This is a genomic window from Methylocaldum sp. GT1BB (assembly GCF_051027545.1).
Classification (GTDB): domain Bacteria; phylum Pseudomonadota; class Gammaproteobacteria; order Methylococcales; family Methylococcaceae; genus Methylocaldum.
On the sequence record NZ_CP194902.1, the window covers coordinates 4,550,628 to 4,565,342 of the forward strand.

A 14,715-nucleotide genomic window follows, 5' to 3' on the forward strand; every position below is an offset into this window, starting at 1 on the left:
AGTAACATCGCCAAAGCGGGCGATGTTGGCCCCTGAGCTGACTCTCTACCCTACTCCGAGTATCCAACCCTCCACTCCAGCGACGGCACGCTCCGGGGGTGTCAACACGGGTTCGAGCAAACCTTGCAGGCGGCCATCGTCGTCGGCCTCCCGTAGCCACGCAGCGATGGTATAAGCGTCGTGCTGATCGGGGGTGCGGCCCTCGCTTGGATACACATTCTTCCACAACGAGGGATATGCCTCGGCAATGGCGGACTTTCCGGTCGGGATGGCCCAGCCGTCGAAAGGCCAGAAATGCACTTGCTCGCCCAGTTGCCGCCGGAGGTACCGCAGCCAGGGAATGCCTGCATGGGTGGATTTGGCGACCGAGCCTTGCACGTCGAAATGAAACACCGACCTCGCCCTGGCGCGCTCCTCGCAAAGACGGCGCCAGCGGGGGCTGCCGGTGCGGGCGGCGCCATCGCCGCGAAGGCCGTCGCGGATAAAGTCGACATAAGTGTGGTCCTCGTCGGTCGGCCAATGCCGCTGAAAATCGTCTAGGAAGGCGGGCCAATCGGGCAGCAGGTGATGAACCTCGAAATAACGGAGCGGAAAGGAAAAGCTGTGGTCGATGCCGACCAGCGTTGGCTGGCCTTCCGACAGGCGCTCGACCAGCCACTCGGCGATGCCGCGCCGACTCCAGTATTTGCGCGGGCCCGGCGGCGGCAGCACTTCCACGGGCAGCGCTTCCCGTTCCGCCAGATAGACGCGCAACCCCTTCAGGCTAGCGGTCGGCGTTTGAGCGCCGGAATAGTCGATGCCGATATAGCGGGCAAAACGCCGGAAATTACTGATAGTCATGAGGTCCCCTTTTCGGCGGTGAACGGCGTTAAGGAAGCTCTGATTAAGTCCTTCGACAGGCCTGTCCTGAGCCGAGTCGAAGGGCTCAGGACAGGCTTGTCGAACGCTCTCCTGAGCCTGTCGAAGGGCATGAACGGAATCAACTTGTTCAGAGCTTCCTTAAGGGATGCCTTCGGCAATGAGAGAACGACAGGATACCGCAGTTTTCAATACTTCCGGTCCCCATGCCGCACCTGCGATGGATCGAGGTCGGTCGGCAAGCGTGGACGCGGCGTGAAAGTAGAAGGCGATGCCGATAGCCCGCGGATAACCGTACCGATATTCGGGTCGCCGACGGAGAGTCCGGATGCGGTCCCCAGGCTCGCAGCCGACAGCTGCATTCCCGGTGCATCGAGAATGCACAGCTCGTGTTTCAAATCGGCACGCTGGCTGGCGGCGCGAAAGCGTAACGCATCCTTCCCGACGACCGCGTTGGCGTGCCGCGTGACATGGCAGTTCGTGGCCACCAGATTTTGATCGAGGACCACGCCGGAGTCGATAAAGGCCTTGCCGTCCCTTGGATAGGCATGAACCTGGACGACGCTGAGTGCAAGCGTGTGATTCACGTCTGCCGCGCCGTCCATGCTAAAGATCCAATCACCACGCCAAGCAATATAGTCGGACGCATCGGTCTCTTCATTTTCGCCCTTTTCCGAAGGGAGAGTTTCCAATTTGAACATACGAGCTTAGGGAAATTTATTATGGCTTCCCGTGCCGCAGTAATCCCCTCCTCCCTCGCCTCCGGTTCGGAAGCAGCAAGTTCAGCCTCATTTCCAGGAGGCCGATGATCAGAAGCTTACGCCCGGATCGTTCCGAATTTCACATCGCCTATGGCAATATACCGGTCGATTGTTATTGACCAACTATTCAATAAAGACTAGCCTTAGCTACAACCTGAATACGAGGAGTCTCCTTTGGCCCGACCCCGCGAATTCGATTACGAGCACGTCCTGGATAAAGCCGTGGAGACCTTTTGGTCGAAAGGTTACGAAGCCACCTCGATCCAGGACCTGGTCGATGCCACCGGACTGCATCGAGGCAGCCTCTACGCGGCCTTCGGCAACAAGCAGGCGCTGTTCCTGGAAGTTCTGGACCGCTACAACCATGTGGTGGTCCAGCGCCTGCTGGAATTACTCGACAGCGAACCTTCAGGCAAGTCCGCGATCCGTTTTTTCTTCGCCACCGTGATCGAGCACATCCTCACGGCCGGTCCCCTGCGCGGGTGCCTAGTGACCAACTCCGCGGTGGAACGTGGCTTGTCCTGCCCGGACACGGCGGCCAAGGTGGGCGGTTGCCTGGAGCGGCTCGAACAAGGCTTTCGGCGCACGTTGGAACGGATGCGGAAGGCGGGCGAACTGCGGGAGGAGGCGGATATCCGAGCGCTGTCCCGCTATCTGACCAGCGTTTTGCAAGGACTCCTGGTTATCGGCAAAGTGCGGCCGGAACGGGAAGTCCTGGCCGACATCGTCGCCGTCGGCCTCTCCGTGCTCGACTGATTTTTTCGGCCTATTTTTGACTGATCGTTCATCAATATACCGAGGAGGAAATCGGCAATCAGCAACCCTAGATTTCGATAATCTTTTTTTCCAACTTCAGTTCAAGGAGAACGACATGTCCGAAGTCAAATTCATGGTGATTTATCCAACGCCCGCCGATATCGCTGCTTTCGAGAAGCGCTATCAAGAGGAGCATGTTCCCATGGCCGTGGAAAAGCTCGGCGGAAAAACCAAGTTCATCGCCACCCGGGTACTGGGATCACCCCAGGGCGCAGCGCCCTTCTACCGTATTGCCGAGGTGTTCTTTCCGTCCATGGCGGCGCTGGAAGCCTGCGCGCAGTCGGAAGGCGGTAAGGAAACACTCGCCCACGCCGTCGACATCTCGACCGGCGGCACGCCGATCTTTCTGATTGCAGAAAGTGAGACTTTCCACTTCGATGCCCCGTAAAACCCGGTCAGGGCGCCGACCGCAGGCGCCCCTTTTTTGCCACTTTTGTTGAACGATCGATCAACTATATTTGAGGATGATAACCACCCGCTACGCTGACCCCAATCAGCCCGGAAGCCCGGTGCGCTTCAAATCCCGCTACGAGCGGCTTTGAAGGAGTCCCTCGACACGATCACCGCCTCCGATGTGGGCGGTTGGTCCAGATAGTGCGCTATGCCTTACGACCCCAGGAAAACCGCTCTAATTTGCTCTTATAAGGCACACCGATCGGTCTTGCTCTCGGGCTGAGCTCCGGATAGGCTAGGTTTCCGTTAAGCGATGCTTGGGGAGGCATCGCTTGAGCAGCAGGCGGAACTTTGATGGCTTTTGCCGTCTTACAAGCAGTATTTATTTGTAGAGAATTCCGGGATCGCCTTCGTCCGGGGAGATCCAGCGGGATGTGGACATCGAGTAGGGAGTCGATCACCGATCAAAGCCCTTTAGTCCCGCACGTCGAATCAAGCAACTCCGATGCTCTTCAACTCCTATCCGTTTATTTTCTTATTACTCCCCATTTCTCTGTTCGTCTTCTTTGCCATCGGAAGCCGCGGCCACCACCGGGTTGCCATCGCCTGGCTGATCGGTGTGTCGCTCTTTTTCTACGCGTGGTGGAATCCGGCCTACTTGGGCTTACTCTTGGCCTCCATTTTGTTCAACTACGCGCTTGGAGTTTCCCTGAGCGGCGAAGATCATTCCTCTGAGAAAAAATGGCTATTGATTTTCGGTATTGCCGCCAACTTGTCGCTCCTCGGGTATTACAAGTATGCGAACTTCTTCGTCGACAACATCAACTTCATATTCGGCGATATTCTCGGCGTGGAGACCATCATCCTGCCCCTCGGCATTTCCTTCATCACCTTTCAGACCATCGCCTATCTCGTAGACGCCTATAAAGGGGAAACCAAGGAGTATAACTTTCTCCACTTCTGTCTCTTCGTCACCTTCTTTCCCCAGCTGATCGCGGGTCCCATCGTGCATCACCGGGAAATGATGCCGCAATTCGCCCGGAATGACCTCTATCAACTGAGCGTCCGACGCCATGCCGTCGGCTTCACCATCTTCACCATCGGCCTCTTCAAGAAAGTGGTGCTGGCCGATGGCGTCGCCGCCTATGCCACGCCGGCATTCCATGCGGCCGATAGCGGCATTGCGCTGACCTTCTTCGAGGCCTGGGCGGGCGCCCTGGCCTACACCCTTCAGCTCTACTTCGACTTCTCGGGTTATTCCGACATGGCTATCGGATTAGCCCGGATGTTCGGCATTCGGCTACCCCTCAACTTCAATTCGCCCTACAAGTCGACCAATATCATCGACTTCTGGCGGCGCTGGCACATAACGCTCTCCCGTTTTATGCGGGACTATATCTACATTCCTCTCGGCGGCAACCGGAAGGGCCCGACAAGACGCCATGCCAATCTCATGATCGCAATGTTGCTCGGGGGCCTGTGGCACGGCGCCGGCTGGAACTTCGTGGTGTGGGGCGGGCTGCATGGATTCTTTCTCATCGTCAATCATGTTTGGCGATCGCTGTTCGGCGGTCGGGCAGCCGCCAGCCGGATGGGCAAGGCATTCGGCTGGACGCTGACATTCGTCGCGGTGATCGCCGCCTGGGTGCCCTTTCGCGCGGAGACGATTACGGGTACGAAGAGCATATGGCTCGGAATGATCGGAGCCAACGGCGTGTCCCTGGAACCCGAAGCCCTTCGGGTTCTCGGGCGCTTTGGCGAGTGGCTGCAGGGACTGGGAGTCACCTTCGACGGGGTCTTCGCGCACGTCGCCGGCGCGAAACCCGAGATGGCTGGTGCATGGCTGTTGGCATTGTCGATATTCGTTCTGTTTTTGCCCAACACCCAGCAACTCATGCGCAACTATCACCCGGCATTCGAAACCTATAAAGGCGAGATACAGCGCCTTCGCTGGAGATGGATGGAATGGCGGCCGACGGTAATCTGGGCCAACCTCACCATGCTGCTCTTCGTGTTCGACGTGCTCAGCCTCACCAAGGTGAGCGAGTTTCTCTACTTTCAATTCTGAGAATCCGTGAATAAACCCGCCGCGAAGCCCGATTCCTCCCTTTTATCCCGACTCCGATCTGCCGGGCCTGCTACGATTTCTTCACGGCTTTTGGGCAAGGGCCCAGTGACGCCAAGCGAACGCCAATTCGCGGCTTATCTCGATACGATCGGTATCGGTGCCGTTGTTCTTTTGACTGTAATCATCCTGATGAATTACCTGGTAGACCCTTATTCCATTTTCGGGTCTCCAAGCTGGGAAGGGATAAATGCCAATAAGCCGGAGTTATTCAAGCAACTGCGGCTGACCAAGGCCCACGCCGTTAGAGCACGAAAACCCGACGTACTGGTCATCGGCAGCTCTCGCACCGAACACGGCCTTGATCCGGAGCATCCGGCGCTGTTCCCCGAATTTAACACCTACAACCTCGCGTTGAATGGAGCGACTATCTATGAAAATTTGCGCTACTTTCAGCACGCCAATGCAGAACGACGATTAAAGAAAGTCGTATTGGCCGTCGACTTCTTCCAATTCAATGCCTATAGACCTAATGCTCCGGATTTCACTGAGGAACGACTCTCGTCGGATGTTCACGGGGCCAAACGGAATATCGCTATAACCACGGACCTGCTGGAAACCTTGGCATCGGTTGATGCCACAACAGCAAGCCTCAAGACCCTGTTTCAACAGACCAATCGGGATAATGTGATTCTGCCGCGCGGACAAGTGGAACAGCCCGATAAAGAAGCGATCATGATGATGCACGGAGGACGGCACGAAGCGGCTCTTTATAGCGAACTGAATTACGTGACGCACCTGTATTTCCCAAGGCCACACAAGAAATTCGATTTTGTTTCGGAAGACGGAAGCACGAATACGTTTGATTACTTTCGAAGGATTCTTGAAGAGGCTCACCGGAGCAAGATTGAATTCCATATTCTGATTTCCCCGGCTCACGCACGCCAATGGGTACTGACGGCCGGCACGGGGCTTTGGGATGAATGGGAGACTTGGAAAAGAGAGATCGTCCGACTTAATGAAGAGGTCGCACGGGAACGCAGACGCAATCCCTTCCCTCTATGGGACTTTTCCGGTTTCAATACCTATACCATGGAGGCTGTACCGGCCTTGGGTGACAAGGAAACCATGATGCGGTGGTTTTGGGAATCTTCTCACTATCGGAAAGAGCTGGGTGACCTGGTGCTCGATCGCGTGTTGAATTACTCGGATCCGAATCGTCGGATCGCTGACGATTTCGGCGTTTTGCTGACTTCCGAGAATATCGAAAAGCACCTGGCGAGTATCCGCGAAGCTCATCAGCTTTATCGTCAAGCTCATAGAGAAGAAGTGAACGAGATCCAAGATCTGGTTAAGAAATATCAGAGCCAATGACCATTCCGGGTAATGAAAATCGGACGATTCAACCCACCGTAGCCATGTTCTGGCAAGCACTACGCCCTTTTCGGCCGAATGCCCGACTGATGACGGTCGTACCGAAAGGAAGAAAGGCAGTCTCATATGTCTTCCGGACCAAGAGCCTATCCCAGTAGGCTCAAGAAACCCTTCGACCGGCCTGTCCTGAGCGGAGTCGAAGGGCTCAGGGCGAACGGCTTACTGGGATGGGCTCCAAGGAGAAAGCCTTCCAAGAGAAGACCGTTCGCCAGCGCGATGCTTGACGAAGGAACTTTGGGACAGCCATCTGATCGAAAATATCGTCTTGACGGAAGTGGCCGTGAACTGGTAAACAAATTACGCCTGAAATAGGCGATATAAGTAGCGTCATTAATGGCTAATTTAGTTAATTACTGATACTTAATGCGGAGGGAATCATGAAGAAGCTACTTGCTGCGGTTTGTCTCGTCGTTGCCGCTATTGGCCTAACGGGATGTGGAAGTTCGCCTGACGGGGATTCCCAGAAATTATCGAATACAGCCGTATCCCCACAGCTATAACTAGTACGTGATCCTCCCTTCAAAAAGACCTACCTTCGAGTAGGTCTTTTTTTATTTGTTGGGTAATCCAGGCAGGTGTGTAAAAAGGCCCCGGCTCCACGCAGTCCGCTAGACTCAGGACTCATAATGGGGTTGTTTGACTTGGTCAAGTTGCAGCGGACACCCCAGTTAAGCAGCATTGGCCAAATGGCCGTTCTTCTCAAACGCGTCCGGACTTTGGTAGCCCAAGGACGAATGTGGCCGGCGGCAGTTGTAGAACATCGCAATGTATTCGACGATGTCGCCGCGCGCTTCTTCGCGGGTCTGATAGCTTTGCCAATGGACCCGCTCGGGTTTGAGCGTGCCAAAGAAGCTCTCGACAACGGCGTTATCCCAACAATCGCCTTTGCGACTCATGCTGTCGATAATCCCGTACGCCTGCAGCAGACCATGGAACGCTCGGTTGGCATACTACGCGCCTTGGTCGGAATGATGCAGCAGTTGACCACGGGGCGGTTGCCGACGCCACAGCGCCATCCGTAGCGCGTCACACGCCAAGGCGCTGGTGAGATGCTTCCCCGGGAACCAACCCACGACCTTGCGGGAGTACAGATCGATCACGACGGCCAGATACAGCCAGCCTTCGGCGGCCCAAACGTAGCCGATGTCCGACGCCCACACCCGGTTCGGTGCGGCCACCTGGAAGCCTCGCCGCAGCCGATTCGGAAATACCGGCTGGCAATGCGTGCTGTTCGTCGTCACCCGATACCGGCGCCGATAGCGCACCCATACCCCAGCCTCATGCATCAGCTCACTTCCTTCGCGAAGAAGGCCGCCGCCTTTACCAAGATGTCGCGCTCTTGCTTCAGTCGGCGATTCTCCTCCCTCAGTCGCCCCGGTCACTCCTGCTCAGCCATCCGTTTGCCATTCCCCCGAAAGGCCTCGCTCGCATCGGCCCGGAACTCCTGAATCCAGCGCCCCGGCATCTTCGCATTGATCTCCAGGTTTCGCCCGGCCTCAGGCTGCGTGTACCCGTGCTCGATCAGCAGCCGCACCGCATCCTGCTTGAATTCCCTCATATACCGTTTTCTTGTCATCGCCTTTTACCTCAGTTGTGGAGTTTAATCCCTTAACTCAGGTGTCTGCTGACATGGAACCACATCCCGCCACTCGGGTCGAGGCTTAGCGAACGCGGCGGCGCGCGCCCGCCGCTGAAGCAGGGTTTTGAGATTGAAACGCCGATTGAATCGGTATTGGAGCTCGGCCCGATACCGCTTAGCGTATTTCTCGAATTTGAACGCATGATAGGTGCCGGAAATGGCTGTCTTCAGGTTGCTCAGCATCGTGTTCACCCAACGAAATTCCGGATGTTGCGCCGACTGCTGCCCAGAGCCGAGGATCAGGCGATGATGGCAAACGACGACCTGGCTCAGGCTCCGAAACCCGCTCAGGCCATCGGTGAGCGCATAGGTCGACGGGGTCAAGGCGCACTTCGCCTAGTCCTCGATAGCTTTTTGCGTGAATGGCAGGGGATCGACGCGCAGAAACAAAGGCGCCGGTCATCCGCGGTTTGCACCGCTGTCACGAAGGGCAGCTTGTTTTCCGAGCCGCTCCCCGGTTTCCCCGGCCGCTCACCGCGCAGGTAGGCATCGTCGATATCGACCCGCCCGGCCAACTACCGATCCGCTTCCTGCTCCGCCATGACCTGGATCAGCTTGTGCTTCACCAACCACGCCGTGCGATAACACGCCCCGAAATGGCGCATCAGTTCCAGCGCTGACACATTGTTCTTGGCCTAGGTCAGGAGATACAGGGCCAAAAACCAGGTGGTCAGCGGCAGCTTGGTCGCTTGGAAAAGGGTCCCGGTGGTCAGCGTCGTTTGGCTCCGGCAGTGTCCGCATTGCCAGTATTTCCGCCCGGCCCGTTCGAACACCGTGTGGCGCGCGCCGCCGCAGGCCGGACAACGGAAACCGTCCCGCCAGCACATGGCCCCTAGTGCCGCTTCACACTGCGCTTCACTGCCGTTTCTGTTCTCCGGTTGCCGCCCCCCATAGGACGGTGATTAGAACAGAACCCTCACTTAAGCGGTTGTCCAGTTTTCCGGAGCCGGCTCTGATGGAAACTCAACCACAACCTCCAGCCATTACAAACTTGGGCGCAAAACATCAGACAATAAAAAAGGCTTACCGATACACTCGATAAGCCTTTGTTTTCAATGGTCGGGGCGAGAGGATTTGAACCTCCTACCACCTGCACCCCATACAGGTAAACTTTCGTTTACTGCCATCCATTAGAGTTCTCTCAAATTCTCCTGATACCCGATATCTATGGGACTCTCATCGATTGCATTGTCCAAACTTGTCCGATAGGATTCATCAAAAGCCGATCTTACGGTTGGGATCAAAGTTGGGATCATTTTTTGAGACTAGGTAGACGAATAAGATAGAAAAATGGCGGAATTGACCGAGAAGAAATTGCAGTCGCTAAAGGCCGAGGACAAAGGCAAGAAACATTCCGATGGTGGGAGCTTGCAAGGCATGGTGCGGGTGAAGGCCGACGGTAAGGTATCTGTCTTCTTCACCTGGCGCTACAAGTTCGAAGGCAAGGCAAAGGACCTTGCTTGCGGCACTTGGCCGAACGAAAAATTGGCCGCGATTCGAAAAACTCGCGATCAAGCTCGTCGGGTTTTGGAGGAGGGAAAAGACCCGGCTTTGGAGCGCAAGGCGGAAAAATTGGAAGCCAAAGCCGAGCAACAAGCCAAGGTTGCCGAGCTGCAAGATCAATTAGCCCGCCTGACAGTTAACGGCCTATTCGACCGATGGGTAAAACTGGAGTTGGCAAAGCGGAAGGAGTCCAGCCGGAATGAGCTCATCCGCTCGTTCCAGAAGGATGTACTTCCCGTTATCGGGAAGTTTCCGGCCGAGGATGTCACCAAGGCGCATGTTATGAAAGTCCTGGACAACATCCTGGCGCGAGGAGCCCGGCGGTTGGCCAATCGTACTTTGTCCGAACTGCGGCAAATGTTCGGCTTCGGTTACGCCCGAGACATCGTGAAGCACGATCCGACGCACCGCTTAAAGAAAGCTGATATCGGCGGCAAGGAAACCGAACGCGACCGGGTTCTGAGTGAAGATGAAATCCGCGAATTTGCCCGTAAGATTCCCGGTGCGAATCTCTACCGCCCTTCCGAATGTGCCATCTGGATCATGCTCTCAACCGGCTGTCGCGTGGGCGACCTGATGAAAGCCACGTGGGATGAAATCGACTTCGAAGCCCGAACTTGGGCGTTCACCCCGGAGAAAGACAAGACCCATATCAAGCGCACCCATACGGTTTTCCTTTCGGACTTCACGCTGCGACAGTTTGAACGGTTACGCGGAGTGACCGGTAAAAGCGTGTGGCTATATCCGGACAAAACCGGCATCAAGCCGGTTTGCAAGAAATCCATCACCAAGCAGATCGGCGATCGCCAGCGGACCGAAGCGCTGAAAAATCGCAGCAAGTTGACCGGCGCCCTGTTGCTCTCGGGCGGCACCTGGACGCCACATGATTTGCGAAGGACCGCTACCACGCTCATGGTGGAGCTTGGGGTTCTGCCCGACGTTGCACACCTTTGCACTTATCATCTGGAGCAAGACCGCATCAAACGCACCTACAACCGGTCTAAACAACAAACAGCGCAGGCCGAAGCGTGGCGCGTGTTGGGGGAACGCCTTGATTTGCTGACCCGCGAAAACGCCCAAAATGTGACTGTCATCGATTTCAGACGAACGGTCTACCGGTAGCTTATGGGCGCTGGCCACCAGGAACCTGAGCAACTGGCTCATCGAAAGCCCAAAATATGGCCGGAACCGTTCATTGGCTGTTCAAGCCGACTCCGGAATTTCACAGCCGCAGGCGAGCAAATATGATCACAGAACCGTGAAAGGATCAGTTCACCCAACTAAGCTCCACGTTTGCGAAGCGTCGACATCTTAAAACCAATGGGCAGCGGCTTGTACTTCATTTTTCTTCTAGGTCGCTGCTGCTCCTTACGTAGTCCTAAATAATCTATCTCTCCGAGAACATAATAATCACCAACCCCTCCCTTGACCTGAACTATGTCACGTAGATAGTCGTGTTTCGCCGGCGCTCGAATACGGCTATCCCCGTATGTTCTATTATTGACCTGAACGATAAATGCATGGAGGTCATTCGCGGCAGCCTCGACCAAAGAAGAGAACGTTTTGGTATCGGGATTCCACTCCAAAATGAAAAGTGTATCGATGTTCCCCCTCATCTTATATCTATGCGCGATGTTTGTTAGATCGCTACAAATTAGGACAGAAAAACAAAAACCTTTATGCACATAAAGCGTTGGTATTTTTAACTCCCCTTTAGGCTCCAGTAATTTACCTTGCTTTCCTTGAGCCAATTCTTTAAGACCGGCTTTTTCTCCATGTGCTGCAGCAAACTTCGGCTGCAATCTCACAATGTTGCTTAAGTACCCTGGCCAGTTAGTGATAAGCGATATTAAGCAGTCATTGCGCAGCTTTTTTGTAGACCTATCTCTGTGGTATTCAACACCAGCAAGCAAAGACACATTGTTTAGTGCCAATTTCCTAGAGATTCGCAACGCCCACCGGATGGGTATGCTTAGCTCTGGAAACACAACATAATCAGGGCACTTCGCTTCACGAAGGATCCGATTGACTAAGAAATGAAGATTTCTATATCGAGCTAGCGATCTATCCTGTTTTCCCTTTGCGGCTGCCTTCCACTGCTTTTCCGTTGTCTGAAAACTGGTAACGGCAGCTCTAATTAGCTCCTTTGACTTTCCAGGAACAACAAACTTGACTAGATCTTCAGAATCAGAAAATATCGTAGATGATTCGATACCTAATTGGGACGATGAAATTACTTTTGCGCCACGTAAAACCATTATCGCCTGCCGAAACAACTCTCGGTCTGACAGGACCTTTGGCGCGACAAGCGCAATCTCGTCAATCCGTAAGGGCCGAGTCGGAAATGCCAAGGCTGGCCAATGCGGTATCTTCAGATCAGTCAATTCTCTCCTAAAGCGCCGAATCCCTCCCAATCTGAGCTTCCGCCTGATTTCGAAGCTACGAGGTACCGCAGGACCGATTTCATCAACTTTTTGGCTGTAGTACCAGTAATCCTTATATGGACGCCTGCCCCAATCTGCCAACTGAATCTGGTATACGAGCTTCTCAAGCTGCGTTAACAAACTCGGCAATCTTATATTTGGATCAAGTAACTTCAGTTTCTTAAGCACTTTAAGGTATTTCCGATCAAGCTTTAGGATTCGCTCGGTTGCCGCTTGCAACCCAGCCTGCCGCAAAGCCCGAGCATACTGATTGAGACACGACTGAAACTTGTCTATGTGTTCTGGCTCGCCAATAGTTGTCGTTTTTTTTACTAGGTTAGCGACTTCAGTCAAATCCTCAATGAACTGCCCTGCCTCTCTGATATCTCGGCACGCCAACATTAGCCCGAAAATGCGTGGAAGATAGCTAAAAAATTCAAAGAACCCAGTCGGTGTCAGGAGATGGCGCCTTACAAGGCCGTAAAACTCATGGCGTATATCTGTCCAAGATTCTGGGCTCAAATCCGCCGAATATACCTCGATGTCTCTTAATAGAAGCGAAATCCCAAGGCGTCGGACTGAAATCACATCTGCTTTTCGTAGTGCATCTGCTTGCAGGGTGGCATCGGGTGTTACCAGTAACGCCTTTGCCGCCATCTCAGCACCTGTAGTCGGCACGGCAGGTAGGAGTCGATATTCACTCGACTGAGTGCGAATTTGTTCTCGAATATGCTGTATTAAGTCACGGCCATGCAAAGAAGAGAGTGCGAAGATTTTTTGTTTTGGTCCTGCAAAAACCAGTTCGGAATCCTTTGCATAAGGTAAATTGAGCTTCAGTGAAGGAGCTCCCGTCCCACCATTCTGGACCACAAGGCTTGGTGCTAGGACATCTGCTAGTCGCTCTGTTACCTGCTTTGCATTCGTCAGGCCATCGGCATTTTCAAATACTAAGAAAATGTCATCAACATAACGACCATAGTATATCGGGCGAATTCGATCGATAATCGCATTATCAAAGCTCGCCAAAAGTACGTTGGCGATAATTTTTGAGGCTGATAAGCCAACGGGTATCGCCCCTTGAGGGCGGGAAGAATAGTCGGGAGTTGCTTTGTACCAAGTATCTATTGCGTTAAGAAGCCCTTTGGTAAATAAGGTTTCAGGGCGCGAAAGCCTTAGGCCGATAGAATCCAGAAAGCGTTTCCGCAGCAAAAATTTTGGTGATACTCGATGGTAGAACTGCTCAACATCCATTGTGATGGCCAATATGCTTTTCTCACTATTCAGCGAGTCCTCCATCTTTGACAGACCATTTTCACGCCATTTGCGATATGCCGAAAAATAGGGAGAAAAAAGACCTGGTACCGCTAAATTAACGGCTGGGGCAGGAGTACGGACGTCGCCAAATTCGCTATGGTTACGTCGTAACCTATTACCGAAAGAAAGATCGGGATTGATTAGTCCATCAAAAAGATGGCCAACTTTAATGATCCATAATGCCGAGATTACCTGAAAATTGACAGTGGGCCGGATAACAAGCCTCAGCTTCGCTCTTGCGCGTTTATTGGAATCTGCAAACCTTTGCTCCCAGTCCAAAAGGGGGTCTAGTGCACGGAAGTGCCCATTGGTAGGATCGTCCCACTCTTTACAATCAATCGACTTGGGCAAGTATGCGTAGTCACCAAGAAAATGTAGATCAGAAGACCACGCTAAACCTTTTTCAAGAAGTCGATCGTGCAAAAGAGTCAGATTTTTGTGGAGATTTTGCTCGTACCTCGTGAATGCCAAAGCATGAAAATGGGTGTTTTCGTAGTACGCCTCTGCCTTTGCTTTTCGATATGCAACATACAGATCTCCAAGGGAAACAAACGCTCGCGGCAGTTTTCCCTTCATGTCGACGCACCTGGCCTCGTGCTTCTCCGCAGCCCAAAATAGTTTTCGCACATGTGAGAGTAGCCTTTCACCTTCATGTTGTTCTTTGATCCTCGCATATAGATCGATGGCAGTCTGATATAGAAATTACAAACGCGAACACTATGGTTTCATGCGATCCAGCGTTCTATCGGCAATTAATGAATCGACATATTCCTTGGTCGTTACCAAGAATTCAGGACTCCTGATCCTTACACCCGCCTCCAGGTTACGATTAAATGCATCGTCCGTGAGGTTCGCGCTGGATATCAGGACGGTCTCATCCACAATTGCTAACTTGGCGTGAAGCTTTCCGGGACGGCCAGCACGGTTTCGTTCTCGTTTCTCAATAGGCCACCGGTAAACCTCCGCGGCAGTCACCAAATCAAGCGGGAACGCATTCAAGGCGTCATAGCTCAGTTGTCCTTCGGAGGACTGTTCGAACTCAAGGATCAGGCGGATATGCACATCGCGCTGCATCGCCTTGAGCAATTCATTACCAAGCCGCTCGACTTTCGCGGCTGCAAATGTCATGAGCAAGATTTCACGCTTTGCATCGGCGATCAGGTCGTAGAGAACTTGGTCGATGCGGCGCGCTGGTATCCGATCCGCAGGTAAAGGTCCGCCCCACAAGAGTTCAATCTGTTGGGTGCTCTGCCAGCGATGATGCATGGCACAGGCAGTGCTGAGCGCCCAACCCAAGGCTTCCCACGACATCTTGCCCACGGCAAGTTTGACGAGCTCACCCATGAGAAATGAAATATCCGCGTTGTTGGTGGCGGGAATGCGCCGGAGAACAAATTCGGCGCTGGCGGCGGGAGGCACAGTGTGAAGAGCAACGCTGGCAACCTGCAACCAACTATCTGGCGCCTTTCTGATCAGATTTTCGATGGTGGCCGCAAAGTTTTCTGTCAT

Annotated in this window: 9 protein-coding genes and 2 pseudogenes; 5 read left to right on the forward strand and 6 right to left on the reverse strand. The window is 53.8% G+C overall.

Annotation, left to right across the window (positions count from 1 at the left end; all coding sequences use genetic code 11):
- Nucleotides 1-45: 45 nt before the first annotated feature.
- Both ACR2TX_RS21560 and ACR2TX_RS21565 read right to left on the reverse strand, forming a co-directional pair.
- Nucleotides 46-840: a hypothetical protein gene (locus tag ACR2TX_RS21560; protein ID WP_077732249.1), complete on the reverse strand. Its 795-nt coding sequence runs from the start codon at nt 838-840 to the stop codon at nt 46-48.
- A 206-nt stretch (nt 841-1,046) separates the two neighbouring features.
- Complete coding sequence (locus tag ACR2TX_RS21565; protein WP_139841039.1) at nt 1,047-1,463, reverse strand: hypothetical protein; 417 nt, start codon at nt 1,461-1,463, stop codon at nt 1,047-1,049.
- 330 nt (nt 1,464-1,793) lie between these two features.
- On the opposite strand from ACR2TX_RS21565, the gene ACR2TX_RS21570 reads away from it, so the two are divergent.
- From ACR2TX_RS21570 to ACR2TX_RS21585, 4 genes are all read left to right on the forward strand, one after another.
- Nucleotides 1,794-2,375: a TetR/AcrR family transcriptional regulator gene (locus ACR2TX_RS21570; protein ID WP_077732236.1), complete on the forward strand. Its 582-nt coding sequence runs from the start codon at nt 1,794-1,796 to the stop codon at nt 2,373-2,375.
- Nucleotides 2,376-2,490: 115 nt separating this feature from the next.
- Nucleotides 2,491-2,823 (forward strand): EthD family reductase, encoded by a 333-nt coding sequence (locus ACR2TX_RS21575; protein ID WP_434113284.1) that lies wholly within the window; start codon nt 2,491-2,493, stop codon nt 2,821-2,823.
- Nucleotides 2,824-3,333: 510 nt separating this feature from the next.
- A complete protein-coding gene (locus ACR2TX_RS21580) occupies nt 3,334-4,896 on the forward strand; it encodes an MBOAT family O-acyltransferase (protein ID WP_434130686.1) in 1,563 nt (520 codons plus the stop codon).
- 105 nt (nt 4,897-5,001) lie between these two features.
- Nucleotides 5,002-6,267, forward strand: coding sequence for a hypothetical protein (locus ACR2TX_RS21585; RefSeq protein WP_086133747.1), 1,266 nt, complete (start codon nt 5,002-5,004; stop codon nt 6,265-6,267).
- 728 nt (nt 6,268-6,995) lie between these two features.
- On the opposite strand, the pseudogene ACR2TX_RS21590 reads toward ACR2TX_RS21585, so the two are convergent.
- Together ACR2TX_RS21590 and ACR2TX_RS21595 are read right to left on the reverse strand one after the other, a co-directional pair.
- Nucleotides 6,996-7,903, reverse strand: a pseudogene (locus ACR2TX_RS21590) (IS3 family transposase).
- 24 nt (nt 7,904-7,927) lie between these two features.
- Nucleotides 7,928-8,829, reverse strand: a pseudogene (locus ACR2TX_RS21595) (IS1595 family transposase); the annotation flags it as partial.
- 427 nt (nt 8,830-9,256) lie between these two features.
- Between ACR2TX_RS21595 and ACR2TX_RS21600 the strand changes: the two are divergent.
- On the forward strand, nt 9,257-10,591 hold the full coding sequence (locus ACR2TX_RS21600; protein WP_434130687.1) for a tyrosine-type recombinase/integrase: 1,335 nt from the start codon (nt 9,257-9,259) through the stop codon (nt 10,589-10,591).
- 158 nt (nt 10,592-10,749) lie between these two features.
- On the opposite strand, the gene ACR2TX_RS21605 is transcribed toward ACR2TX_RS21600, so the two are convergent.
- Complete coding sequence (locus tag ACR2TX_RS21605) at nt 10,750-13,782, reverse strand: RNA-directed DNA polymerase (RefSeq protein ID WP_434130688.1); 3,033 nt, start codon at nt 13,780-13,782, stop codon at nt 10,750-10,752.
- A gap of 141 nt (nt 13,783-13,923) precedes the next feature.
- Nucleotides 13,924-14,715, reverse strand: coding sequence for a DISARM system phospholipase D-like protein DrmC (gene drmC / locus ACR2TX_RS21610; RefSeq protein ID WP_434130689.1), 792 nt, complete (start codon nt 14,713-14,715; stop codon nt 13,924-13,926).